The organism is Sphingomonas sp. OK281 (assembly GCF_900115295.1).
In the GTDB taxonomy this organism is placed as follows: domain Bacteria; phylum Pseudomonadota; class Alphaproteobacteria; order Sphingomonadales; family Sphingomonadaceae; genus Sphingomonas.
Window position 1 is genome coordinate 138281 of the sequence record NZ_FOVZ01000006.1, and the last position, 24069, is coordinate 162349.

The 24069-nt window shown below is 66.7% G+C and carries 22 protein-coding genes; 13 read left to right on the top strand and 9 right to left on the bottom strand.

All coding sequences use genetic code 11. The annotated features are described in order from the left end of the window. Window positions 1-85 precede the first annotated feature (85 nt). The 6 genes from BM244_RS19035 to BM244_RS19060 all read left to right on the top strand — a co-directional run bounded on the left by BM244_RS19035 (window position 86) and on the right by BM244_RS19060 (window position 10382). Entirely contained in the window at window positions 86-1312 is a 1227-nt protein-coding gene (locus BM244_RS19035; protein WP_093400495.1) for an acetyltransferase domain-containing protein, read from the top strand. Between the two features lie 127 nt (window positions 1313-1439). After that, window positions 1440-4271, top strand: a complete 2832-nt coding sequence (locus tag BM244_RS19040) for a M16 family metallopeptidase (RefSeq protein ID WP_093400496.1) — start codon at window positions 1440-1442, stop codon at window positions 4269-4271. Between the two features lie 16 nt (window positions 4272-4287). Further along, window positions 4288-4587 carry a hypothetical protein gene (locus BM244_RS19045; protein WP_093400497.1) on the top strand — a complete coding sequence of 100 codons (300 nt, stop codon included), beginning with the start codon at window positions 4288-4290 and terminating at the stop codon, window positions 4585-4587. 90 nt (window positions 4588-4677) lie between these two features. Further along, a complete protein-coding gene (locus BM244_RS19050; protein ID WP_254784597.1) occupies window positions 4678-6591 on the top strand; it encodes a CocE/NonD family hydrolase in 1914 nt (637 codons plus the stop codon). A 138-nt stretch (window positions 6592-6729) separates the two neighbouring features. Next, window positions 6730-9240 carry a DegT/DnrJ/EryC1/StrS family aminotransferase gene (locus BM244_RS19055; protein ID WP_093400498.1) on the top strand — a complete coding sequence of 837 codons (2511 nt, stop codon included), beginning with the start codon at window positions 6730-6732 and terminating at the stop codon, window positions 9238-9240. After that, window positions 9237-10382, top strand: coding sequence for a glycosyltransferase family 2 protein (locus BM244_RS19060; RefSeq protein WP_254784598.1), 1146 nt, complete (start codon window positions 9237-9239; stop codon window positions 10380-10382). The genes BM244_RS19055 and BM244_RS19060 overlap by 4 nt, the downstream gene beginning before the upstream one ends. Before the next feature lie 19 nt (window positions 10383-10401). Here BM244_RS19060 and BM244_RS19065 read toward each other — a convergent pair whose 3' ends face one another. Then, window positions 10402-11106: a murein L,D-transpeptidase catalytic domain family protein gene (locus BM244_RS19065; protein WP_056063892.1), complete on the bottom strand. Its 705-nt coding sequence runs from the start codon at window positions 11104-11106 to the stop codon at window positions 10402-10404. 205 nt (window positions 11107-11311) lie between these two features. Here BM244_RS19065 and BM244_RS19070 point away from each other — a divergent pair, with 205 nt between their 5' ends. Further along, entirely contained in the window at window positions 11312-11914 is a 603-nt protein-coding gene (locus tag BM244_RS19070; RefSeq protein WP_254784599.1) for a L,D-transpeptidase family protein, read from the top strand. A gap of 107 nt (window positions 11915-12021) precedes the next feature. Here the strand turns inward: BM244_RS19070 and BM244_RS19075 are convergent, their stop codons facing one another. Both BM244_RS19075 and ykgO read right to left on the bottom strand, forming a co-directional pair. Further along, complete coding sequence (locus BM244_RS19075; RefSeq protein ID WP_093400604.1) at window positions 12022-12636, bottom strand: HAD family hydrolase; 615 nt, start codon at window positions 12634-12636, stop codon at window positions 12022-12024. Between the two features lie 4 nt (window positions 12637-12640). Then, complete coding sequence (gene ykgO / locus BM244_RS19080; RefSeq protein ID WP_003046794.1) at window positions 12641-12766, bottom strand: type B 50S ribosomal protein L36; 126 nt, start codon at window positions 12764-12766, stop codon at window positions 12641-12643. A gap of 157 nt (window positions 12767-12923) precedes the next feature. Between ykgO and BM244_RS19085 the strand changes: the two genes are divergently transcribed. The 5 genes from BM244_RS19085 (at window position 12924) to BM244_RS19105 (ending at window position 17247) form a co-directional block, all read left to right on the top strand. After that, window positions 12924-13538: a DUF4136 domain-containing protein gene (locus BM244_RS19085; protein WP_093400500.1), complete on the top strand. Its 615-nt coding sequence runs from the start codon at window positions 12924-12926 to the stop codon at window positions 13536-13538. Continuing rightward, window positions 13535-14671 carry a M14 family metallopeptidase gene (locus tag BM244_RS19090; protein ID WP_254784601.1) on the top strand — a complete coding sequence of 379 codons (1137 nt, stop codon included), beginning with the start codon at window positions 13535-13537 and terminating at the stop codon, window positions 14669-14671. Before BM244_RS19085 ends, BM244_RS19090 begins: the two co-directional genes overlap by 4 nt. Window positions 14672-14794: 123 nt before the next feature. After that, window positions 14795-15481 carry a 2,3-diphosphoglycerate-dependent phosphoglycerate mutase gene (gene gpmA, locus BM244_RS19095; protein ID WP_093400501.1) on the top strand — a complete coding sequence of 229 codons (687 nt, stop codon included), beginning with the start codon at window positions 14795-14797 and terminating at the stop codon, window positions 15479-15481. Window positions 15482-15698: 217 nt separating this feature from the next. Next, on the top strand, window positions 15699-16154 hold the full coding sequence (gene purE / locus BM244_RS19100; RefSeq protein ID WP_056052477.1) for a 5-(carboxyamino)imidazole ribonucleotide mutase: 456 nt from the start codon (window positions 15699-15701) through the stop codon (window positions 16152-16154). Between the two features lie 25 nt (window positions 16155-16179). Continuing rightward, entirely contained in the window at window positions 16180-17247 is a 1068-nt protein-coding gene (locus BM244_RS19105) for a 5-(carboxyamino)imidazole ribonucleotide synthase (RefSeq protein ID WP_093400502.1), read from the top strand. A gap of 82 nt (window positions 17248-17329) precedes the next feature. On the opposite strand, the gene BM244_RS19110 is transcribed toward BM244_RS19105, so the two are convergent. Beyond that, a complete protein-coding gene (locus BM244_RS19110) occupies window positions 17330-18091 on the bottom strand; it encodes a hypothetical protein (RefSeq protein WP_093400503.1) in 762 nt (253 codons plus the stop codon). A 307-nt stretch (window positions 18092-18398) separates the two neighbouring features. Here BM244_RS19110 and BM244_RS19115 point away from each other — a divergent pair, with 307 nt between their 5' ends. Then, entirely contained in the window at window positions 18399-19364 is a 966-nt protein-coding gene (locus BM244_RS19115) for an agmatine deiminase family protein (protein WP_093400504.1), read from the top strand. Between the two features lie 118 nt (window positions 19365-19482). Here the strand turns inward: BM244_RS19115 and BM244_RS19120 are convergent, their stop codons facing one another. The 5 genes from BM244_RS19120 to BM244_RS19140 form a co-directional block, all read right to left on the bottom strand. Continuing rightward, window positions 19483-20352 carry a class I SAM-dependent methyltransferase gene (locus BM244_RS19120; protein ID WP_093400505.1) on the bottom strand — a complete coding sequence of 290 codons (870 nt, stop codon included), beginning with the start codon at window positions 20350-20352 and terminating at the stop codon, window positions 19483-19485. Continuing rightward, window positions 20349-21749 carry a threonine synthase gene (thrC, locus tag BM244_RS19125; RefSeq protein WP_093400506.1) on the bottom strand — a complete coding sequence of 467 codons (1401 nt, stop codon included), beginning with the start codon at window positions 21747-21749 and terminating at the stop codon, window positions 20349-20351. The genes BM244_RS19120 and thrC overlap by 4 nt, the downstream gene beginning before the upstream one ends. Before the next feature lie 129 nt (window positions 21750-21878). Then, window positions 21879-22490, bottom strand: coding sequence for an SURF1 family cytochrome oxidase biogenesis protein (locus tag BM244_RS19130; RefSeq protein WP_368086092.1), 612 nt, complete (start codon window positions 22488-22490; stop codon window positions 21879-21881). Continuing rightward, window positions 22487-22870: a DUF983 domain-containing protein gene (locus BM244_RS19135; RefSeq protein ID WP_093400507.1), complete on the bottom strand. Its 384-nt coding sequence runs from the start codon at window positions 22868-22870 to the stop codon at window positions 22487-22489. The genes BM244_RS19130 and BM244_RS19135 overlap by 4 nt, the downstream gene beginning before the upstream one ends. A gap of 270 nt (window positions 22871-23140) precedes the next feature. Then, the gene (locus BM244_RS19140) at window positions 23141-24067 is read right to left on the bottom strand and encodes a cytochrome c oxidase subunit 3 (RefSeq protein WP_093400508.1); all 927 of its coding nucleotides are present in this window, start codon (window positions 24065-24067) and stop codon (window positions 23141-23143) included. Between the last annotated feature and the right edge of the window lie 2 nt (window positions 24068-24069).

A 24069-nucleotide genomic window follows, 5' to 3' on the forward strand; every position in this document is an offset into this window, starting at 1 on the left:
CGATCCTCGCTCGACACGGGAGGCACGGGCGGGTAATGATGTAACATCGCTAATTCTGAGAGATGTTTCGATCGTGCCATCCGGTATGACTGCCGTGCCGTCCTTCCGCCCGCGATCGACCGCGGCGCCCTTGCGCGCACCATCGGTTGCGACAGGGGGGCGGATCGTCTCGATCGACGCATTGCGCGGCTTCGTCATGCTGCTGATGCTGGTCGACCACACTCGCGAGTTCTTCTACCTGAACAGGCAGGTCAGCGATTCGATGACGCTGGCGACGACTCCGCCGGACCTGTTCTTCACGCGGCTCGCGGCGCATCTATGCGCGCCGGTGTTCGTGCTGCTGACGGGTCTCGCGGCGTGGCTCTACGCCGATGCGCGCGCGCGACACGGCGAGCACGGGCGGACGGCGGCCTCGGGCTGCCTGCTCAAGCGCGGCCTGTTTCTCGTCGCGCTGGAATGGACCGTCATAAATTTCGCATGGACGTTCGACGTCACGCCGGACACCGTGTTCCTCCAGGTGATCTGGGCGATCGGCGTGGCGATGATCGCGTTGGCGGCGCTGGTCCATCTCCCGCGCGCGCTGGTGCTCGGTCTCGGGCTGGCGATCGTGCTGGGACACAATCTGCTCGATCCGATCGCGATCGCGGCCGGCGAACCGGGCCATGCGGCGTGGGCCATCCTGCACGACCGCGGCTATATCGACCTGCCGTTCGGCGTGCGCGCGCGGACGTCGTATCCGGTGCTGCCATGGATCGGCGTGATTGCGCTCGGCTGGTCGATCGGGCCGTGGTTCGCGCAAGGTATCGCGCCGACCGAGCGCCGGCGCCGCCTGCTGTTGGCGGCCGTGGCGTCGCTCGGTCTGTTCGCGGTGCTGCGCGCGGTCGACATCTACGGCGAGCCGCTACCGTGGCAGGCCGGCGCGACGCCGCTCGCGACGATCATGAGCATCCTCAACCTGACCAAATATCCGCCGTCGGCCGACTTCCTGTTGCTGACGCTCGGGATCGGGCTGCTGTTGCTGGCGGCGTTCGAACGCGCGCCCGCCCGATTGAGCGCCACGCTCGCGGTGTTCGGCGCGGCGCCGTTGTTCTTCTATATCCTCCATCTGTACGTGGTGCACGCCCTCAACCGCGTGGCCGGTGCGGTGATGGGCAGCGGGGGCGCCGGCTCGGGCGGGGGATTGATCAGCGTGCCGAGCGTCGCCGGAATCTGGCTGGTCGCCGCTGCCGTCGCGATACCCTGCTGGTTCGCGTGCCGCGCGTTCGGGCCGTTCAAGCGACGCCATACCGGTTGGTGGTGGCGGTATCTGTGACAGGCTCGGACGACGGCCATACGGCGCGTCCGATCCTGCGAAAATCGATGCATCAATCCTGTTGCGGAGCGACGAAGCGCGCTTATGCTACGACGGTATCATTTGAATCCGGGGGATTTTTTCGACCATGACTCTTAAAATGACTGCGCTCGCCGGCGTCGCTGCAATCGCTTTCGTCCCGCCCGCGGCGGGGCAGGCACAGCGGTCGACCACGCTGGCGGCAAAGCCCGCCCCGGTCGCGGACTTGGTCAAGTCGGTCGATATCCCCTACCAGCAGTTCACGCTGAAGAACGGCCTGCGCGTCGTCGTCCACACCGATCGCAAGGCGCCCGTCGTCGCGGTGTCGGTCTGGTACAACGTCGGCTCGAAGTTCGAGCCCAAGGGCAAGACCGGGTTCGCGCATCTGTTCGAGCATCTGATGTTCAACGGGTCCGAGAACGCACCCGGCGATTTCTTCGAGCCGCTCAAGCAGGTCGGCGCGACCGACTTCAACGGCACCACCTATTTCGATCGCACCAATTATTTCGAGACGGTGCCAACCGCGGCACTCGACCGCGCGCTGTTCCTTGAATCCGACCGGATGGGCTATCTCACCGGCGCGATCACGCAGGGCGTGCTCGACGAGCAGCGCGGCGTCGTCCAGAACGAGAAGCGCCAGGGCGACAACCAGCCCTACGGCCTGACCCAGTACAAGATCACCGAGGGACTGTTCCCCGCGGATCACCCGTACGGCCACACCACGATCGGCTCGATGGCGGATCTCGACGCCGCCTCGCTGCAGACGGTGAAGGACTGGTTCAAGGATCATTACGGGCCGAACAACGCGGTGCTGGTGCTCGCCGGCGACGTCGATGCGGCGACCGCCAAGCGTCTTGCTGAGAAGTATTTCGGCGGGATCCCCAAGGGGCCGGAGAGCATCGTCCCGCCCGCGCCGATCCCGACCCTGCCTGCTCCGGTCAGCGAGACGATCAAGGACCGCGTCGCCGCGGTGATGATCAGCCGCAACTGGGTCGTGCCGGGCCTGAACGACAAGGACGGCACTGCGCTGGACGTCGCGGCAGGCGTGCTCGGCGGCCTCGCGAGCAGCCGGTTCGACACCGCGCTCGTCAAGAAGGAGAAGCTCGTCGTCAGCATCTCCGCGTATAACCGCAGCTTCAGCCAGCTCGGCATGTTCGGCATCCGCGCGATCGTCCGGCAGGGCGTCGACCCCGCGCTCGTGTCGAAGCGGATCGACGAGATCCTCGCCGACTTCATCAAGAATGGGCCGACCGCCGACGAAGTCAGCCGGGTCGCGACGACGACCGCGGCGAACACGATGGAGGGGCTCGAGTCCGTCGGCGGGTTCGGCGGCAAGGCGGTGACGCTGGCCGAGGGCGCGCTGTATTCGAACGATCCGGGCTTCTACAAGAAACAGCTGTTGCAGCTGGCGGCGGAAACGCCGGCGAGCGTTAAGGCCGCCGCGGCCAAGTGGCTGTCGCGTCCGGCCTATTCGCTGACCGTCGTGCCAGGACCGCGCGACGCCTATGCCAACGCGGTCGTGCCGCCCAAGGTCGACGTGCCGCCGGCCGCCGACGTGCCGTTCAAGGGCACGCGCGGGCCGCTGCCCACGGTCGGTACGGTCGCCGGTCTCAGCTTCCCGGCGGTCCAGCGTACCCGCCTCGCGAACGGTATCGAGGTCGTATACGCACAGCGCACGGCCGTTCCCGTCACGCAGGCGGTGCTTAGCTTCGATGCGGGCGTCGCGGCGGACGTCCCCGGCAAGCTCGGCACGCAGCAACTGACGCTGGCGATGATGGACGAGGGCACGCCGACCCGCGATTCGGTCGCGCTGGCCGAAGCCAAGGAGCGGCTCGGTGCGGAGATCGGCTCGGGTGCGTCGAACGACCGGACCTTCCTGTCGCTGCAAGTCCCGAGCGCGAACCTGGCGCCGGCGGTCGACCTGTTCGCCGACATCGCGCAGAACCCGGCGTTCGCCGATGCCGAGGTTGCGCGCGTCAAGAACCAGCAGCTCGCACAGATCGCGCAGGAACTGACCAGCCCGCAGGGGCTGGCGACGCGTGTCCTGCCGCCGCTGCTCGGGCCGAACTCACCCTATGCCAAGGCGCAGGGCAGTGGCGATCCGAAGGCGGTGGCGGGCCTGACCCGGGCCGATCTGGTCGCGTTCCAGCAGGCGTGGCTGCGGCCGGACAAGGCGAAGATCTTCGTCGTCAGCGATCGTCCGCTCGCCGAGGTGAAGGCGGCGCTCGATGCGCGCTTCGGGACGTGGCGGCCGACCGGGGCGGCGGGCGTCAAGGCGTTCCCGGCGACCGTGACGCCGTCCGCGCCAAAGATCGTGCTGATCGACCGGCCCGACAGCCCGCAGTCGCTGATCGTCGCGGGCGTGCCGACTGGACTGAAGGGCACGCAGGACCTGTTGCCGATCGCCACTGCGAACGATGCGCTCGGCGGCAGCTTCCTCGGCCGCGTCAACATGGACCTGCGCGAGAGCAAGCACTGGTCTTACGGCGTCTCGGGACGGTTCCAGCAGTCGGAGAATGCCGCGCCGTACATCCTGTCGGCCCCGGTGCAGGCGGACCAGACCGGTCCGTCGATCACCGCGCTGCGAAACGATGTCGGGGCGTTCCTCGGCAAGGAGCCGATGACGCAGGCGGAGTTCGATCGCGCGATCAACGGTGCGATCCGCTCGTTGTCGGGCAATTTCGAGACGTCGGACGCGGTTCTGGGCGCCATGCAGCAGAACGATCTGCTCAAGCGTCCCGACAATTACTACGCGACGATCACGCAGCGATACCAGGGGCTTAACCTCCCGCAACTCAACACGGCGATCCAGCAGGCGCTCGATCCCCGCAAGACGATATGGGTCGTCGTCGGCGATGCGAAGACGGTGCGGCCGCAGCTTGACAGCATCGGCCTGCCGGTCGAGGTCATCCCCGCGGCGTCGGTTGCCGGCGCCAAGTAATTTAGGAGAGAGAGCAATGGCAAACGTCGATGGCAGCTGGGACTGCGTGGTCAAGTCGCCGCTGGGCGACCAGAAGATGACGCTGACCGTCAACAGCGCCGGCAGCACCTTCACGGGTGCGGTGTCGGGCGCGATGGGCGGCATGGACGTCACCGGCGACGTCGATGGCGACACGATCACCTGGAAGCAGAGCATGACCGTGCCGATGCCGATGACGCTCGATTGCAAGGCGACCGTCGAGGACGACGTCCTCAAGGGCAGCGTCGCAGCCGGCGCATTCGGCAGCTTTCCGCTGACCGGTACGCGGACGGTCTGATCGTTTAGAGTAGTACGAGAGGAGGCTCGTCTTTCCATAACGGGGGGCGGGCCTTTTTCTTTTTCGGTCCGGGAGGGAAGGAAGAAGAAAATGATATCGATGCCCCGTCTGCTTACCGCGTGCGCGCTGGCCGCGCTCGCCACCGCTACGACCGCCCCCGCGACCGCGCAGAACTATGATGAGCGCCCCGCGAAAATGGCGCCGCGCGACGTCGGCTATGACTATGTGCGCAAGGTCGTCGAGATTCCGATGCGCGACGGGGTCAAGCTGCACACCGTCATCATCGTGCCCAAGGGCGCGAAGGATGCCGGCATCCTGATGACGCGCACGCCGTATGACGCCGACGGCCAGACCAAGGTCGACAGCGGCACCTATGCCGGCATTCTCGAGCATGGCGACGGCGCGGGCGACGTGATCGCCGCGGCGCGCTATATCCGCGTGATCCAGGACGTCCGCGGGATGCACGGGTCGCAGGGCATCTACATGATGAACCCCGCGCGCGCCGGTACGCCGCAGAACCCGACCAAGACCGACGATTCCACCGACACCTACGACACGATCGACTGGCTGGTGAAGCACGTTCCCGAATCGAACGGACGGGTTGGCATCAGCGGGATCAGTTACGACGGCTTCCTGCCGCTGATGGCGCTGATCAATCCGCATCCGGCGCTGAAGGTGTCGGTGCCGATGAACCCGATGGTCGATGGCTGGCGCGGCGACGACTGGTTCCACAACGGCGCGTTCCGCGAAGGCATGATGCCGTACGTCCTAGGCCAGGAGGCGACCAAGGACGCCGGCACGCCGTGGATCACCGACACCGCCGACGACTATGACTATTACCTCAAGGGCGGCTCGGCCGGCGCGATCGGCAAGGCGCAGGGCCTCGAACAGCTCGGCTTCTGGCGCAAGATCACCCAGCATCCCGCCTACGACTCGTTCTGGTCGACCCAGGCGATGGACACCGTGCTCGCCGGCCAGCCGCTCAAGGTACCGACGCTGATCGTCGGCGGGTTGTGGGATCAGGAGGACATCTACGGCGCGCCCGCGGTCTACCGCGCGCTGGAGCCCAAGGACACCGCCAACGACATGGTCTATCTGTCGATGGGCCCCTGGTATCACGGCCAGGAGGTGCGCGACGGCAGCGCGCTGGGTGCGATCAAATGGGATGCCGACACCGCCAAATGGTGGCGCTGGCACGTCCTCGCGCCGTTCCTCGCGCACTATTTGAAGAGCGACCAGCCGGCGATGGACGTCGCGCCCGTCACGATGTTCCAGTCGGGCCGCAACGAATGGCAGAAGCTGGACAAGTGGCCGACCGCGCAGACCGCGGGTACGCCGCTGTATCTCAAGCCCGGCGGCACGCTCGGGTTCCAGGCGACCGGCGGCGCGGCGACGACCGCGGACTATATCTCCGATCCGGCCGCACCCGTCAGCTACCGGGTGCGCCCGACGCTGCCGACCTATGCAAGCGGATCGACCTGGAAACAGTGGCTGGTAGACGATCAGCGCGCCGTCTCCGGCCGTCCCGACGTGCTGACCTTCACCACCGATGCGCTCACCACGCCGACCACCATCGCCGGCGTGCCGGAGGTGAACCTGACCGCCTCGACCAGCGGCACCGACAGCGACTGGGTGGTGAAGCTGATCGACGTGTATCCGGACGTGAACCCCGGCGACAAGGCGATGGCGGGCTATCAACTGTCGGTCGCGATGGACATCTTCCGCGGCCGCTACCGCGAGGACCTCGCGGTGGCCAAGCCGATCGCGGCCAACGTGCCCCTGAAATACAAGTTCGCGTTGCCGACCACCAACCACGTCTTCCTGCCCGGCCACAAGATCATGGTGCAGGTCCAGTCGAGCTGGTTCCCGCTCTACGATCGCAATCCGCAGACCTTCGTCCCGAACATCTTCTTCGCGCAACCGAAGGATTACGTGAAGGCGACGCAGAAGGTGACGGTCGCCGGACCCGACGAAAGCTATATCAGCCTTCCGCTAATACGTTGATTAGTCTTGCATCATCCCGGACGCGTGCCGGGATGATGTAAGGAAAACATCGCCCTGCATCGGTCGGAATGTGGCAGCTTCACTGGTTCTTAGGAGGCCGTGGATCATAGGTCTGCGGCACAACAGACCGGATTGCCGATGAAACGCCTCCCCCTGATCGCGCCGAACCCGCCGCGGCTGAGCGAGCACCTCGATGCGCTGCGCCGCGTCGAGGCGTCGGGCGTGTTCAGCAACAACGGCCCCGAAGTGCGTGCGTTCGAGGCCGGCGTCACCGAAAAGCTGTTCGGCGGCCACGGCGCCAGCCTTGCGGTCGGCAATGCCACGCTCGGGTTGATGCTCGCGATCCGCCACGCGTCGGGGATGCGGACGGGAGGGCTGAACCCCAAGCAGGGCACGCTGGCGCTGATGCCCGCGCTCACCTTCGCCGCGACCGCGCAGGCGGCGGCGTGGGCAGGGTTGACGCCGCTGGTCTGCGATATCGATCCCGCTGACTGGGGTGCGTGCGCGCTCGAGGAGGAGCGGTTGCTCCAGCGCTACGGCGAGCGGATCGGCGTGGTCGTGCCCTATGCGACGTTCGGCAACGCGATCGATATCGACCGCTACGTGCATTTCCAGCGGCGCTACGGCGTCGGAATCGTGATCGATGCGGCCTCCTCGCTCGGCACGCTCGACGATTCGGGGCTCGGGTTCGGCGCGCGCGCGCCGTTCGCGGTGGTCCATTCGATGCACGCCACCAAGACGTTCGCGGTGGGCGAGGGCGGCCTGATCCACAGCGGCGACGTCGACTTGATCGCGACGCTGCGGTCGATGGGCAATTTCGGGTTCGAGGGCAGCCGCAACGCCACGCTGCCCGGTATCAACGCCAAGCTGCCCGAGATCACCGCGATCATGGCGCAGACCAAGCTCGCCGAGATCGACGGAATCGCCGACCACCGCGCGGTGCTGGAGGAAACCTACCGCGCCACGCTCCCCGGTTTCCAGTTCCAGGCAGTGTCGGGCCGACGTCGCTCGATGCAGTTCATGCCGGTGCTGCTCCCAGAACACATCGCGCATCACCGCGACGCGATCGTCGAGGCAATCGAGGCCGACGGAGTCGGCTGCGGCCGGTATTTCAGCCCGCATCTCGGCGAACAGCCCTGGTTCCAGGCGACCGCGATGATCGAGCCGACCCCGGTCGCGGACCGGATCGCCGGTCGGATGCTGTCGCTGCCGATCACCGACGCGATGTCGGTTGCAGACGCGCGACGAGCCGCCGAAGCGCTCGCGAACGCCTGCGCGGCGATCGTCCGGCCGCTCGACCGGCGCGCGTCGGTGCGCGGCGCCAGCGGCACGATCGCCTCGGTCATCGTGATCGGCGGCGGCCCTGCGGGGACCGCGATGCTCACCTCGGCGACCAAGCGCGGCCTGCTGCCCGATCTCGCTGCGTCGGGGTTAATGGTGATCGAGCGCGGCAACGCGATCGGCGGCGGGCGGCTCGGGCGCTACGCGATCACGTCGGATTCGACCGCGCAGACGTTCCTGACCGCGGTGCGCGACAACGTGCATCCCGAACTCGCACGGCTGGTCGATCATCCCGCCGGGCGTGCGGTCGCCGCGCATGACGGCGCGCTCGGCGTGCCGCTGACCGAGGTCGGGCCATTGCTGCGCGCGACCGGCGATCGGCTCACCGACATCGTTCGCGGCCATGGCGGCGTCGTCCTGACGGGGCACGAGGCACTGGGGGCGAAACGCGTCGGCGACGGCTTGTGGAGCGTACAGGTCCGCCGGCTCGCCGACGGCCATGTCTTCGACCAGCTCGCCCGCAATCTGGTCGTCGCGACGGGCGGTCATCAGCCGCTCGACCGGCTCGCCACGCAGCGGGTAGCGGGAGCCAGCCTGATCGAGCTGGCGAGCGGGCGGCTGGTCCAGTCCGACGACGTGCTGACGGTCGGCGGGTTCGAGAAGGTCGCCGATATCCTGACCGGCAAGCGTGCCCCGACGATCGCGGTGATCGGCGGTTCGACCAGCGCGCTTACGACGATCGCGCTGCTGTTGAAGAGCCAGCCGCCGCTGCCGTTGGGGGCAGGGGCGATCACGTTGCTGCACCGCAAGCCGCTGCGCCCCTTCTATCATTCGATCGAGGCTGCGCATGCCGAAGGGTTTACCGATTTCGGCCCCGACGACATCTGTCCGGTGTCGGGGTTCGTCTACCGCCTTGCCGGCTTCCGCCTCGAAGCGCGCGACCTCGTGCTGCGGATGCTCGGTATCGATGGCCGCGTACCCGATCCCCGCGTGGCGCTGCACCGGATCACAGGCGACGACGACGCGGCCGCACGCGCGCATATCGAACGGGCGGACCTCGTCGTCGCGGCGCTCGGCTATCGCCCGATCGCGATGCCGATCGCCGACCGCGACGGCGTGCAGATTCCCCTTGCCGCGCATTCGGGCCAGCCGATGGTCGATCGCCACTGCCGGATCGTCGACGCCGCCGGTACACCGATCGCGGGATTGTACGGGCTCGGGCTCGCAGCGGGTTTCGTGCCCTGGGGCTCGCTTGGTGGAGAATGTAGTTTCTCGGGCCAGGCCAATGGCTTATGGCTCTGGCAGAACGACGTGGGCTTGATGATCGTCGACCAGGTCATGGCAGCGAGGGCAAAGGCGGCAGCGTGACGTCCACGGCATCGAAGGCCAATCCGGTTGCCAGCTCGGTTATAAACCCGGTGATCAGCCCGGCCGTCAGCCCGGTCATCAGCGTCGTCATGGCGGCGTATAACGGCGCCGGGTTGATCGAGGAAACGCTCGCCAGCCTCCAGGCGCAGACCTTCACCGATTTCGAGGTGATCGTGGTCGACGACTGCTCGACCGACGAGACGCGCGACGTGGTACGCGCCTGGCCCGATCCGCGCGTGCGACTGGTCGAGATGGCAAGGAACGGCGGCCCGGTGCTCGCGCGCAACCGCGGGTTTGCCGAGGCACGCGGCCGCTACATCGCCGCGCTCGACCATGACGATATCTGCCGCCCAGATCGCTTCGCCCGCCAGGTTGCGTATTTCGAGGCCCATCCCGGCACCGTGCTGCTGGGTACCGCCGCCGAGCTGCTGACCGAGGGCGTCGTCACCCCGTCGAGCTACGCGCCTGCCACCACGCCCGCGCTGGTCGCGTGGCTCACCTGTATCGAGAATCCGTTGGTCTGGTCGTCGACGATGATGCGGACGGAGGTGGCACGGCGGCTCGATCCGGTAACGCGGCCCGAACTGCTCTACGCCGAGGATTACGACCTGTATCAGCGGATCCAGCATTTCGGGGCGATCGCGCGACTCGACGAGGCGCTGGTGCTGTACCGCGTCCATCCCGGCGGCGTCTCGAAGCGCTTCGTCGATACGATGGAGGCGGCTTCGGTGCGCGTGCTGACCGAGCGCTACGCCCGGTTGTTCGACGATCGCGCGGAGCGGGTCGCGCGGCTGATCATGCTGCACAACATGGCCAAGCGCCCGGTGCCCGATCGCGCCGCGCTGGCGATGCTGGGCAGTGCGCTGAGCGTGATCCAGGCGGATTTCCTGGCGACGCACGACTGCTCGGCGCACGACGTTCGCCTGATACGCTGGGAGACTGCGCGTCGCTGGGGCGATATCGGCCGGGCGGGGCTGCGTGCAGGCACAGTGCGTCTGGCGGACGTGCTGGCAGTACGACCCGATCACCTCGGGCTCGGCTATGCCGGGGTAGAGGCGCTGTTGTGGTCGGGCCTCATCGGCGGCGTACGACGCGCGCGCCGCAGAATGCAGCAAAGCCGCATGGCCCAGACCGCGGAGTAGCGCGGTCCGGGCCGGTATCTCAGACCTTGGCCGCGTAGATCATCCGGCCGGCACCGAGCCGTGCGAACACCTGGTCCAGATCGCGCTCGCCGACCGCGAAGCACCCCTGGCTGCGACCGAGCATGCCATGGCTCTCGATCATGTCCTTGTTCGCGTACCAGGCCGAATGCACGACGATCGCACGATCGAGCGCGTTGTCGTTGGTCGGATCGAGACCGATCAGCCGCTGCGAGCGGCCATGCTTGCCGACATAATAATCGTCCGTGACGAACGCGCCCTCGGACGAGGCGTTCGAGCCGAAGCGGTTCGAGAAGCGCTCCAGATACCCGGTATGCGCCGGATCCGAGCCGCTGCCGTGCGCGACCAGCAACGACGTGCTGCGCCCGCTGGCGAGGTCGATGAAGTGAAAGCGCGGCTTGCCCGACGGTGCGGCGAAATCGGCGATCGCGATGCGGTCGTGATGCTGGATGCGGCTGCCGTGGCGGCTGAGCGATGCCATCGCCTGGCGCAGCAGGTCGGGACGAACCACCTTCGGCGACGTCAGTGCGACCGTCGTGCGCGGCAGCGGTGGCTGCGTCATCGGCTTCAAATCACGTGCGGTCAGCGGACGTCCGAGACGCGTCGTCGCCGACACTGCCCCCGGCACCACCAAAGCCCCCGCCAATACCAAACCATTCTTCAGAAGCGCGCGTCGTTCGCGCACAAGACCTTGCTCGTCGTGCATCGATTTTCCCGAAATTGCCCCGTTTCTTGCACCACCGTATAGCCGATTTTCCGTCAATATTCTGCAACCATTTCCACTGGTTGTGGGTCCGTTCCCTCGAACTACCCCGGCTTGGGGTCGGTTCGTCGACTCAATCCTCCGACGGCACGTTTTCGAGAATCGCGCGTTGGGCGAAAATATCGGGGATTCGAGAACGGACGCGACGATGCGCATGATGGTACGGTCGGTTACGACAATGGGGCTGGCCTTGTCGCTGTTGGCGGGTGCAGCCCCTGCACTGGCGGCGTCGACCGCCACGCTTGCCGCGATGCCGATCGAGCAGGCCGCGACCGAACTCTCGCCCAACCAGTTCGTCTGGAAGGACAATGGTTCGAGCGAGCCGGTAAGCATCGTCATCAGCCTGCAGGAGCAGCGTGCGTTCGTCTATCGCGGGTCGACGATGATCGCGGCGACGACGATCTCCAGCGGCAAGGATGGCAAGGACACGCCGCTCGGCACCTATCCGATCCTGCAGAAGAACGCGGTCCACAAATCGAGCCTGTACGATGATGCGTCGATGCCGTTCATGCAGCGGCTGACCTGGGACGGCATCGCGATCCATGCGGGCCGCAACCCAGGCTTCCCCGCATCGCACGGCTGCATCCGCGTGCCGCTCGGTTTCGCCAAACAGTTGTTCGGGGTGACGACGCTGGGGACGACCGTGACGGTGACGGACGATTTCGAGGGTGGCATGATCCCGGAAGCGCCGGTCGCGGATCAGGAGACGGCGGTGGCGAACCTGCGCCAGTCGATCTCGCTAGAGCGGTGACCCGGCAATAGGCGAGGGTGGCACTTCCTTCCTTGTTCTCCCGCGAAGGCGGAAGCCCAGACTGGGTCCCCGCCTTCGCGGGGAAACAAACTTTGGCCGGGTAACGGCTAAGCCGCGATTGGGAGCCCAAGCTCAACCAACCGCGCGCGAAAATCCGCCGCATCAGTGAACAGCACCGATTCGATCCCCAACGCCTGCGCGCCCGCCACGTTCGCAGCGCTGTCGTCAACGAACACAGCATCCTCCGCCGCCAACCCGAATCGCTCCAGCGCCAGGCGATAGATAGCCGCATCCGGCTTCACCATCTTCTCCTCGCCCGACACGACCACGTCGCGGAACCGGTCGAACAGATGGGCTTCACGCGCGCGAAAGGGTGGCCAGAACTCGTGGCTGAAGTTCGTGATCGCGAACAGCGGTACGCCGGCCGCGTCCAGTTCCTCGACGATCTCGTGCATGCCGGCGATTCGCGCACCGATGCTCTCGTTGAATCGCGGCCCCCAGGCAGCGATCAGGTCGGCATGCTGCGGATGCAACGCGACCAGCTCCGCCGATGTGTCGGCGAAGTCGCGGCCAGCATCGTGCTGGAAGTGCCAGTCGATCGTCACGACGTCGCGCAGGAACGCGTCGAGCGCCCGATCGTCGTCGATCAGGCGCTCGTACAGGATCCGAAGATCCCAGTCGTACAGGACACGACCGACGTCGAAGATGACGGCCGTTATCAGGGCTTTAGCCCTGGCGTGCCTTGAAGCGACGGTTGGTCTTGTTGATGACGTAGGTACGGCCACGACGACGGATCACGCGGTTATCGCGGTGACGATCCTTGAGCGACTTCAGGGAATTGCGGATCTTCATGATCGATTCGCTTCTTTTCAAATCTAGGTGTGCGGAAAGACGGGATCGCCTAATGGCGGGGTGTGTCCAAGTCAAGCAACGGACACACTCGAGCCATCGGGGAACCCACCCAGCTGGTCCGAGCGTTACTATAGCGCAACATTCTAAGGAAGTCCCCATGGCGGTTCGTTCGATCCTGGTCCTGGCGCTGGCAAGCGCATCCCTCACCGCGTGCGCGACCGGCCCGTCGCTGCCGCCGACCGAGGTGTTGCGCTATCACCTCGGCGAGCCGATCGACCGCGGGACGATCGCCGTCCAGCCCCTGACGGGCGGTGGCCCGGCCAGTCTCGAGTTCAAGACCTATGCCGCCGCCGTGCAGGGCGAGCTACTCAAGGCCGGCTACAGCGTCCCGATGGCAGGGGCCAAGCCGCTGCTGGTAGCGACCGTAGGCTTCACGCGCACCACGCAGGCGGGGCCGCCCAAGCAGGCGCCGTTCAGCATCGGTCTCGGCGGCGGCGGGTTCAGCGGCGGTCGTGGGGGTGGCGGCGTCGGCCTCGGCGGCGGGGTCGGCTTCCCGATCGGCGGCGGCGGGCGCACCGCGATCCTCGTGTCCGAACTGTCGGTCACGATCAAGCGGACCGCCGACCAGTCACCCGTCTGGGAAGGTCGCGCGCAGTCGTTCGCCGACGCTCGCAAGGAGGATGCCCGGACGGATATCCAGGCCGACAAGCTCGCACGCGCCTTGTTCATGGGGTTCCCCGGCGAGTCCGGTCGCACTATCCAGGTGAAATGAACGCACACACCATGAGCCCCGTCACCATCAACGCAGCCTTCGATGGCGGCAACATCCGTGTTGTCGCCGTCGAGGGAGACCGGATCGACCTGGAGATCGTCACCGACTTCCAGTCCGATTTCTTCCAGTGGTTCTACTTCCGCGTGGCGGGGGCCGCCGGCCGCACGCTGACCTACCGCATCCTCAATGCGGGCAAGTCGGCGTATCCGTTCGGCTGGCCGGGCTACAAGACGCGCGCCAGCACCGATCGCCAGGCGTGGCGGATGATCGACACGCGCTATGAGGGTGGCGTGCTCGAATTCGACTTCACCGCCGAGACGGATCTCGCCTGGTTCGCGTATTTTGCTCCCTACACGATGGAAATGCACGAGGCGCTGGTGGCGCGCACCGCATTGCTGCCGGGCGTCGCGCACCGTGAGCTCGGCCAGTCGCTCGACGGGCAGGCGATCGACTGCTTCACGATCGGCTCGGGCTCGAAGCAGGTCTGGATCTACGGCCGCCAGCACCCCGGCGAATCGATGACCGAATGGTGGATGGAAGGCGCGCTGGAGCGGCTGACCGATTCGGCCAACCCGATCACTGCGGACCTGTTGGCGAAGGCGACCTTCAACGTCGTCCCCAACATGAACCCGGACGGGACGCGCCGCGGTCATCTGCGCACCAATGCCGTGGGCGTGAACCTCAACCGCGAATGGCACACGCCGACGCTGGAGAAGAGCCCCGAAGTCCTGTGCGTGCGCAACGCGATGGACCTGACCGGCGTCGACGTCGCGATGGACATCCACGGCGACGAAGCGATCCCGGCGAACTTCATCGCCGGCTTCGAAGGCATCCCCTCCTGGACCGACGCGCACGGTGAGAAATTCTACGATTACGGCCGTCGTCTCGCGGCGCATACGCCCGATTTCCAGACCGAGAAGGGCTATCCCAAGTCCGCACCGGGGACCGCGAACCTGTCGATGTCGACCAACCAGCTCGCCGAGCGCTTCGGCGCGGTGTCGATGACGCTGGAGATGCCGTTCAAGGATCACGACGCCAACGCCGATCCCGAGTTCGGCTGGTCGCCCGAGCGCTCGAAACAGCTTGCGCACGCGATGCTGGAGACTCTCGCTGGTATGATCGACGAAATCTGACCTGATAACAACGTCTTGGCACGGTTTAGAGGCTTGGGTTCAAGCCCCGCGGATCGTGCCTGGGTGTAACCTTATCCTAACCTTTGAACCCTTCCGTTCAGTCCCGCCATCTCAGGAGCCCGAATGCCGACCCTAGTCCTGATCCGCCACGGCCAGTCCACCTGGAACCTAGAGAACCGCTTCACCGGCTGGTGGGACGTCGACATGACCGCGAAGGGTGAGGCCGAGGCCAAGGCCGCGGGCGAGTTGATGGCCGCCAAGGGTCTCGACTTCGACCAGACCTTCGTCAGCCTCCAGACACGGGCGATCAAGACGCTCAACATCGCGCTGGAGGCGATGGGCCGGCTCTGGCTCCCGGTCGAGAAGGACTGGCGCCTGAACGAACGCCACTATGGCGGCCTCACCGGCCTCGACAAGGCGGAAACCGCGGCCAAGCACGGCGACGCACAGGTCCATATCTGGCGCCGCAGCTTCGACGTCCCGCCGCCCGTACTCGACGACGGCAGCGAGTTCGACCTGTCGAAGGACCGCCGTTACGACGGCATCGCGATCCCCAGGACCGAGAGCCTCAAGGATACGATCGCGCGCGTGTTGCCGTATTGGGACGAACGGATCGCGCCGGCACTGAAGGACGGCCAGCGCATCCTGATCTCCGCCCACGGCAACTCGCTCCGCGCACTGGTCAAGCACCTGTCGAACATCCCCGACGACGAGATCACGGGGCTGGAGATCCCGACCGGCCAGCCGATCGTCTACGAACTCGACAGCGATCTGAACGCGACGGACCGGTATTATCTAAGCGAACGCTGACGCCTGCATCTCTACTTCACCCCTCCCTGGAAGGGAGGGGTCGGGGGTGGGTCGGCCAGTTGTCGGACGTCGTGGTCACCAAGCGGCCAACCCACCCCCAACCCCTCCCTTCCAGGGAGGGGAGCAGTGCACCAACAACATTGCCCAATCCCCCTCGCATCGCTAGGCACGTCGCTCCTTGAATCAGGGGGCGATCGTGGCTCTAGTCGGCATCATCATGGGCAGCACCTCCGATTGGGAGACGATGCGCCACGCCGCCGAGACGCTCGACGCGCTTGACGTCGCCTACGAGACCAAGGTCGTCTCCGCGCACCGCACCCCGCAACGCCTCTACGACTACGCAACCACCGCCGCCGATCGCGGCCTCAAGGTGGTGATCGCCGGCGCCGGCGGCGCAGCGCACCTCCCCGGCATGGCCGCCTCGATGACGCATCTCCCGGTACTCGGCGTCCCCGTCGAATCGAAGGCGCTGAAGGGCATGGATAGCCTGCTCTCGATCGTCCAGATGCCCGGCGGCATCCCGGTCGGCACGCTCGCGATCGGCAAGCCCGGCGCGATCAACGCAGGCCTGCTCGCCGCCGCGATCCTCGCGACGTCCGACGATGCGCTGGCCGAACGCCTCAAAGCCTGGCGCGCCGCACAGACCGACGCCGTCGCGACCGACCCCATCTGAGCACGATAGCCTGAAAGACGCTGACATGACGCCGCTTCCCCCCGGATCGACCATCGGCATCCTCGGCGGAGGCCAGCTCGGCCGCATGCTGGCCAGCGCCGCGGCGCAGCTCGGCTATCACACGCACGTCCTCGCGCCCGACCGGGAGAGCGTCGCCGCGCAGTCCGCCTCGACCATGACGCGCGCCGACTATCACAACCGCATCGTCCTTGCCGACTTCGCCGACGCCTGCGACGTCATCACCTACGAGTTCGAGAACATCGCGGTCGAGCCCGTCGAATGGCTGGCGGACCGCGTCCCCGTCCACCCGAGCCCTCGCGCGCTCCGCGTGGCACAGGAGCGGATCGGCGAAAAACGCTTCGTGGAGAGCGTCGGCGGCCGCCCGGCACCCTGGGCCGCCGTCGACAGCCTCGAAAGCCTGCAAGCGGGCCTGAAAGCGATCGGCGCCCCCGCCATCCTCAAGACCGCCCGCTTCGGCTATGACGGCAAGGGCCAGGTCAAGATCGACACGCCCGATGGCGCGCAAGCCGCCTGGGACACGATCGGCGGTCCCGCAGTGCTCGAAGCCTTCGTACCGTTCGAGCACGAGTTCTCGATCCTGATCGCCCGCGGCCTCGACGGCGGCATCGCGCGCTACGATCCACCGCTCAACGTCCACCGCGACGCCATCCTGCGCCACTCGACCGTCCCCGCGCCCGCCGCAGTGCTGGCCCAAGCCCATGATGCAGCAGCGCTGGCCGAACGGATCGCGGCCGAACTCGACTATGTCGGTGTACTGGCGTGCGAATTCTTCGTCGGCGCCGACGGCCCGGTGTTCAACGAGATGGCCCCCCGCGTGCACAATTCCGGCCACTGGACGATCGAAGGCGCCGAATGCTCGCAATTCGAAAACCACATCCGCGCGATCTGTGGGTTGCCGCTGGGGGCGACGACGCTGACCGGACGCGAAGCGACGATGGAGAACCTGATCGGCGACGACGCCGACCGCTGGGCTGAACTGCTGGCCGAGTCAGGCGCTCACATGCATCTCTACGGCAAGGGTGCAGCAAGGCCGGGACGGAAAATGGGTCACGTCACCCGCGTGGTACGCTGAGTTCGATGCGTGCCCATGGAGAGCCTAGGGGCGGCAGCAGAAGCAGCGTTTGCCCTAGCCGCGGCTAGGGATCTTCCAAGGATCACACGGCACTGTCGCCGGAGTATTTGAGTTCGAGATACCGCCCCTGCACGGCAATGTCGTCGAGCGTCGTTCGTCCGAGTTGGTCGCTTGCCCGGGCAAGCTCCGCATCGATCAGTCGCAGGCCGTTGATCAGGTGATCGTCCGGCGTCCGGCCGTCGGCATGAGGGACACGCCGCGCGGAGATAGGCACCACGCGCCAACCGTCGACCAGCGCGGGCATTTCTACGGCGATCAGCTTGCGGAGCGATGCCGCAGCGGGGCTGCGTGGATCGAGCCGACCAAGCAGGGGCGTGAGATCGTCGAACCGCGTGCTCATCGTTGCGACCAGATCGAGCGCCGGCAGCGGTAATCCGCGGCGTTGTGCAGCGAGCCATGTGACGGCTTGTTCAGCCAGTCCGGGCAAGGCCGTCCCTGCCAGGGCCTCCCGTCCCGGCGCGCGGGGAGCGGCGCGGACGAAGACCAGCGTGGTCAATAGGAGCATGAGTGCGAATGCGATCGAGATCGCCACGCCGGCCGGGGCGACGGCGGCAAGCAGCGCCCCTGTGAGCAACGTGGCGATCGCGGTCCCGACCAACCGCACCAGCAACCGCTGTCGACGCCGAGCCCTCGCCTTGCGCTCCCGGCGGGTTTGCTCGCGTCCTTCGGGCGACATGCGGCGGAGAAGTTCCTCGGCATGGGTGAGTCCGACGTCGGCAAAACCGGCCGCGACGGTCCGCGCCCGGTGGATCATCGGCTCACGCTGACCGGTATCATCGTTCATAGCGTGAGAATGACGGTATTTACCGATCAGGTCCATGCGCCATCACAAGCTGGAGCGTTTCATACCCCGTCCGACGACCAGCACATCTTATCGACGGTGCCCTGCCGTAGCCGTGCGAATCACCTTGGGTTGGCCCGGCTGGGCGTCCCGAGTTCGACCGCGGCGGCAACAAGGACCTGGTCGCCGCCGGCATAGGCCGGGGCATGCGGTGCGCGCGGCTTGCGGACGATACCATGCCGCCAGCGAACTGGTATAGGAGCGGAAATACCGCGGCCTTCGTGACCGCGATCGCGCAGGAGCAAAATACGTGACGACGACTACCCCAGCCGAATGGGCGCATCACAAGGCCGTCTGGATCGGCTTTCCGAGCCATGCCGATCTCTGGCTCGAGGATCTGGAGCCTGCACGGGACGAGGTCGTCGCGTTTGCGAAGGCGGTGCATGCAGACGGCAAGGGCGAGACGGTGATCCTGGTCGCGGCCGATGTCGGGTCGGCGACCACCGCCAAGCGGCTTGCCCCGTTCGCGCAGGTGGTGATGGAGCCGTTCGGCGACATCTGGCTGCGCGATACCGCGCCGATCGTTGTCGGCGACGGCAGCGCGCGCGACTTCCGGTTCAACGGCTGGGGCGGGAAGTACGACCTGCCCGGCGACGACACGATCGGGCAGCGGCTGGCAGCGAGCCGTCACAAGCGGGTCGAGACGTGCGACTGGGTTCTCGAAGGCGGCGCGATCGATGGCGATGGCACCGGGACGGTCGTCACGACGCAGCAGTGCCTGCTCAACCGCAACCGCAATCCGTCGCTGACCAAGGCGGAGATCGAGGCGCGGCTGGCGTCCGACCTCGGCTATACCCGCGTGGTGTGGCTGGGCGACGGGCTGGTCAACGATCATACCGACGGCCATGTCGACAACCTCGCGCGGTTCGTCGGCGAGGGGCGCGTGGCGATCCCCAAGGCGACCGACAACGATCCGAACTGGCAGGTGTACCAGAACGCCGCGCGTGACGCTGCCGCGGCCGGGCTGGAGGTCGTGACGATCCCGTCGCCGGGCCGCGTGCTGCGCGACGAGGAGGTCGTGCCGGCGAGCTACATGAACTTCTACATCGGCAATGCCGCGGTGGTGGTGCCGTTGTATGGCGCGGAGAACGACGCCGCGGCGGTGGTGGCGATCCAGGCGCTGTTCCCGGACCGTGAGGTCGTCGGGCAACGCGCGGACCATATCCTGACGGGCGGCGGGAGCTTCCACTGCATCTCGCAGCAGATTCCGGGCTGACTTCCCCCCTCCCTGGAAGGGAGGGGCCGGGGGTGGGTCGGCCTGGGGCGGGTGCCTGCGTCAGCCAATGGGCCGACCCACCCCTAACCCCTCCCTTCCAGGGAGGGGGATGCCTGACTCAGCGGCTCCAGCGCGCCCAGATTGCCGTGGGCAGCGTCAGCCCACGCGCTTCCTCGCGGACGCCGAGTTCGCCGACTTCGACTTTGCCGGGGAGATCGGCGAAAACCTGGTTCAGCAGTTCGCCGATAGCCAGCGCCGACATCCGCACCGCGTAAACCGTCAGGAACAGGAACCGCGAGTTCTCGTCGAGCAGTTTCCGGCAGTCGGCGATCAGCTTCGGGAGGTCCTCCTCCAGCCGCCAGACCTCACCCTCAGGCCCACGGCCATATTTCGGCGGATCGAGCAAAATCCCATCATACCGCCGCCCGCGCCGCACCTCTCGTGCGACGAACTTCGCCGCATCATCCGTCATCCAGCGGATCGGCGCGTCGGCCATGCCTGAGAGTTTCGCGTTGGCCTTGGCCGCCTCGACCGACTTCTTCGACGCATCGACGTGCACCATCCGCACGCCTTTGGTCGCCATCGCCAGCGTGCCGACGCCGGTATAGCCGAACAGGTTCATGCACTCGGGCGAGTCTAGCCCGACGACGCGCTCGCGCATCCAGCTCCAGACCGGCGCCATGTCTGGGAAGAAGCCGAGGTGACGAAACGGGGTGGTCTGCGCGGTGTACGACACCTCGTTCCACTTGAGCGTCCAGCCTTCGCGAGGAACGGACTCGAAAAACTCCCAGCGACCGCCGCCGTCCTCGTCCGAGCCGGGGACGAATTCGCCCTGCGCCTGCCAGTCGGTCGAGGCGGGCGCCCACATCGCCTGAGGTTCGGGGCGAATGAAGCGGAAGCGGCCATAGCGTTCGAGCTTCTTGCCGTGGCCCGAGTCGATCAGCCCGTAATCCGCCCAGGGTTCGCCGATGAGGGTGTGCAGCTTCATGCCGACGGCTTCGCGCGCTCGGTGATGTAGGCGGTGATCGCGTCGAACGTCGCCGGCAGCGTGGCGTAACGCTCCTCGCGGTCGAACAGGTCGCCGACGCGGGTTGGCAGCGAGGGGCGAACGCCGGTTGCGCGCTCGACTGCGTCGCCGAACTTGGCGGGGTGCGCGGTGGCGAGCGTTACGATGGGTACGCCGGCGGGGACTTCGGTGCGCAACGCGGCGGCAAGGCCTATCGCGGTGTGCGGGTCGATCACTTGGCCGGCGTGCTCGTGGGCCCAGCGCATCGCCAGCGTCATGTCGTCGAGGTCGATGCGCTCGCTTTGGAAGAGGCCCGAGGCGCCCTGCGACTGCGCGTTGGTGAGACGCATGGCCCCGGAGGACTCGAAGCCGGCCATCTGTGCAGCGAGCGCTGCGCCATCGCGGTCACCGAGATCGAACAACAGGCGTTCGAAGTTCGAGCTGACCTGGATGTCCATCGACGGGGTCGGGGTCTGCTGGACGCCCCCCTTCGAATAATCGCCGGTGCTGAGCGCGCGGTGGAGGATGTCGTTGACGTTGGTCGCGACGACCAGCTTGGCGACGGGGAGCTCCATCTTCGCCGCGACGTAGCCCGCGAACACGTCGCCGAAATTGCCGGTCGGGACCGCAAACGCGACTTCGCGATCAGGCGCGCCGAGGCGGACGGCGGCGTAGAAGAAATAGACGACCTGCGCCATCAGGCGTGCCCAGTTGATCGAGTTGACTGCGGACAGCGCGAACTTGGTCGAGAAGGCGCGATCGTTGAACATCGCCTTCACCAGTGCCTGCGCGTCGTCGAAGCTGCCTTCGATGGCGATATTGTAGACGTTGGGGCTGAGCACCGTGGTCATCTGGCGGCGCTGCACGTCGGAGATGCGGCCGACCGGGTGGAGCATGAAGATGTCGATGCCCGCGCGCCCCGCGACCGCGTCGATCGCCGCCGAGCCGGTATCGCCACTGGTCGCGCCGACGATCGTCAGGCGCTTGTCCGTGCCGGCGAGGAAGCGCTCGAAGAAGAGGCCAAGCAGCTGGAGCGCGACGTCCTTGAATGCCAGCGTCGGGCCGTGGAAGAGTTCGAGCAGCCACTGGTCGTGGTCGAGCTGTACGAGTGGTGTCACGGCCGCGTGCGAGAAGCGGCCATAAGCCTGTTCGCAGAGCGCCTTAAGCTCGTCGCGCGTCATCGCGTCGCCGACGAACGGGGCCATCACGGCGACCGCGGTGTCGACGTAGGATAGCCCCGCGAGCGCGGCGATCTCGTCGCGGGTCATCGTCGGCCACGCGTCGGGGAGGTAGAGGCCGCCATCGGAGGCGAGACCGGCGAGCGTCGCCGCTTCGAAATCGAGGATCGGCGCCGAGCCGCGGGTGCTGATGTAACGCATGGCAAGCGGTTAGCCGGCTGAGCGGAAGGGAACAAGCTACGCGCTTTCCGTTTTCCTGCGAACGCAGGAATCCAGGGTTACGGAGCAATGCGCGCGGTACCTCGGACTCCTGCGTTCGCAGGAGAACGGCTAGCGAGGGCGGCGGCGGAGCGCGAGGGCGTAGATGATCGCGGCGATGGCGGCGAAGAAGAACCATTGGCCGGCATAGGCGAGGTGGTTGTTCGGGACCGAGGCGATATCGGGCTTGCCGTTGGGAGAGAGACCCGCTTGCGGGGTATCGGCGACCAGCATCAGGCGCTGCGGGGTGTGATCGAACAGCGATCCGATCAGCGAGCGGCCGTCGGGCGCGTGGCTGATGAAGCCCGAGACTTCGCCTCCGGCCCAGGCGACCTTGGCCATCGGGTCGCGCGTGGTGCCGAGCTGGACCACCATACCGGGCCCTTCCGCGCCGGTCTTGCACTCGGCGATCGCGCGAAAGCCGGACTTGCCGGCGCCGGCGAGCTTGATGTCCGTCGGCTGGAGGCAGAGACCCGAAGCGCGTCGGAACAGCAGCGTTTCGTCGGGGAAGCGCGGGAAGGCCATTGGCGGCTTGGCGGGATTGGCGGCGAGCTGCGCGAGGAACGCTTCCTTTTTCGGGAGGCGGTCGAGAAGTTGCCACAGGCCGAGCGCAATCATCGCCGCGATTGCGAGCGTGACGAGAATGGTCGGAATGACGGGAATGCGTCGTGCGGTGCGGGTCACGGGTCGATTCGGCCTTCGCGGGCTGCGTTGCGGTATTCGGCGGACATGAGCGCGCCCTTGGCTGCTCGGAGCGAGAGAACGACCCCGCCGGCGGTGAAGGGGATCCAGATCAGCATGTGCAGCCAGAGTGGCGGGTGGACTTTGAGTTCGAGCGTGATCGCGAGGATGACGACGAGCGCACCGAGGATCAGCGTGAGGAAGGCGGCCGGGCCGTCGCCAACGTTGAACTTGCTGAAGTCGAGACCGCAGTTTGCGCAGCGGTCGGCGAAGCTGGACCATTTCGCGAAGAGCGTGGGTTTGCCGCAGCGGGGGCATAGGCCTTTGAGCGCGACCTGCGCGATCGTGGGGGCGTTGGCGAGGGGGTATGGGTCTTCGGTCATGCGGTCAGCCCTCCCATTGCTGTTTCCCCGCGAAGGCGGGGACCCAGACTGGGCTCCCGCCTTCGCGGGAGAACAAGGTAAGGGAGCGACGGTTGGTTCGCGTCCGTTCCGCATCTAAAACCGCCGCCACCCCGGCGAAGGCCGGGGGCCAATTGGGGGACGCCGCTAACTGCAGACAGCGTTTCGTTACTGCAGCCTTGCCAATTGGGCCCCGGCCTTTGCCGGGGTGGTAGCTATCGGGGTGGTCGCAGTGGATGAGCTGATAGTCGCTCAACCGCCGTGGACGGGGGCACCCCAGCCGCCCCAGACGTAGACGGTGACGAACAGGAACAGCCACACGACGTCGACGAAATGCCAGTACCACGCCGCCGCCTCGAAGCCGAAATGCTGGCGCGGAGTGAAATCGCCGCGGTACGCGCGCACCAGGCAGACGATCAGGAAGATCGTGCCGATCAGCACGTGAAATCCGTGGAAGCCGGTCGCCATGAAGAATGATGCGCCGTAATTGATGCCCTTGAACGGGAACGGCGCGTGGGCATACTCGTACGCCTGGATCGAGCTGAACAGCACGCCGAGAATCACCGTCAGCCACAGGCCCTTGAGCACGCCGTCGCGGTTGCCGACGCCGATCAGGCCCCAGGCGCCGGTCTTCTCGCCGCCGCGCTGGTTGTGGATCAGCGCGTGGTGCGCCCAGGTCACTGTCGTGCCCGAGGTCAGCAGGATCAGCGTGTTGAGCAGCGGCAGTTCGAACGGGTTGATGACCGTCAGGCCCTTTGGCGGCCACTGCGCGACGATCGCCGCACCGCCCTCGACCGCGCGCGTGACGGTGCCGTCGGCGAAGGTCATCGCGGTCGGGAACAGCGAGAAGTCGAAGAATGCCCAGAACCAGCCGACGAAGAACATCACTTCGGAGGCGATAAACAGGATCATGCCGTAGCGGAAATGAAGCTGGACGACGGGGGTGTGGTCGCCCGCGCGGGCCTCGTGCACGACCTGCGTCCACCAGGAATACATCGTGAAGAGCACGCCGGCGAGGCCAATGAAGAACACCCACCCGCCGCCATTGGGCTTGTCGATATGGCCGCCGTGCATCCACATGATGCCGCCGACCGCCATGATCAGCGCCGAGAACGATCCGACCAGCGGCCAGATGCTCGGCGGCAGGATGTGGTAATCATGGTTCTTGGCGCCGGCCATCG

What these genes read in the sequence shown, in the direction of transcription:
- BM244_RS19070 (WP_254784599.1), top strand. Translation starts at nt 11,312, where the DNA reads ATGCGCATGATGGTACGGTCGGTTACGACAATGGGGCTGGCCTTGTCG.
- BM244_RS19120 (WP_093400505.1), bottom strand. Translation starts at nt 20,352, where the DNA reads ATGAAGCTGCACACCCTCATCGGCGAACCCTGGGCGGATTACGGGCTG.
- ykgO (WP_003046794.1), bottom strand. Translation starts at nt 12,766, where the DNA reads ATGAAGATCCGCAATTCCCTGAAGTCGCTCAAGGATCGTCACCGCGAT.
- BM244_RS19140 (WP_093400508.1), bottom strand. Translation starts at nt 24,067, where the DNA reads ATGGCCGGCGCCAAGAACCATGATTACCACATCCTGCCGCCGAGCATC.
- thrC (WP_093400506.1), bottom strand. Translation starts at nt 21,749, where the DNA reads ATGCGTTACATCAGCACCCGCGGCTCGGCGCCGATCCTCGATTTCGAA.
- purE (WP_056052477.1), top strand. Translation starts at nt 15,699, where the DNA reads ATGGGCAGCACCTCCGATTGGGAGACGATGCGCCACGCCGCCGAGACG.
- BM244_RS19065 (WP_056063892.1), bottom strand. Translation starts at nt 11,106, where the DNA reads ATGCACGACGAGCAAGGTCTTGTGCGCGAACGACGCGCGCTTCTGAAG.
- BM244_RS19085 (WP_093400500.1), top strand. Translation starts at nt 12,924, where the DNA reads ATGGCGGTTCGTTCGATCCTGGTCCTGGCGCTGGCAAGCGCATCCCTC.
- BM244_RS19055 (WP_093400498.1), top strand. Translation starts at nt 6,730, where the DNA reads ATGAAACGCCTCCCCCTGATCGCGCCGAACCCGCCGCGGCTGAGCGAG.
- BM244_RS19035 (WP_093400495.1), top strand. Translation starts at nt 86, where the DNA reads ATGACTGCCGTGCCGTCCTTCCGCCCGCGATCGACCGCGGCGCCCTTG.
- BM244_RS19110 (WP_093400503.1), bottom strand. Translation starts at nt 18,091, where the DNA reads ATGAACGATGATACCGGTCAGCGTGAGCCGATGATCCACCGGGCGCGG.
- gpmA (WP_093400501.1), top strand. Translation starts at nt 14,795, where the DNA reads ATGCCGACCCTAGTCCTGATCCGCCACGGCCAGTCCACCTGGAACCTA.
- BM244_RS19090 (WP_254784601.1), top strand. Translation starts at nt 13,535, where the DNA reads ATGAACGCACACACCATGAGCCCCGTCACCATCAACGCAGCCTTCGAT.
- BM244_RS19040 (WP_093400496.1), top strand. Translation starts at nt 1,440, where the DNA reads ATGACTCTTAAAATGACTGCGCTCGCCGGCGTCGCTGCAATCGCTTTC.
- BM244_RS19050 (WP_254784597.1), top strand. Translation starts at nt 4,678, where the DNA reads ATGATATCGATGCCCCGTCTGCTTACCGCGTGCGCGCTGGCCGCGCTC.
- BM244_RS19045 (WP_093400497.1), top strand. Translation starts at nt 4,288, where the DNA reads ATGGCAAACGTCGATGGCAGCTGGGACTGCGTGGTCAAGTCGCCGCTG.
- BM244_RS19135 (WP_093400507.1), bottom strand. Translation starts at nt 22,870, where the DNA reads ATGACCGAAGACCCATACCCCCTCGCCAACGCCCCCACGATCGCGCAG.
- BM244_RS19105 (WP_093400502.1), top strand. Translation starts at nt 16,180, where the DNA reads ATGACGCCGCTTCCCCCCGGATCGACCATCGGCATCCTCGGCGGAGGC.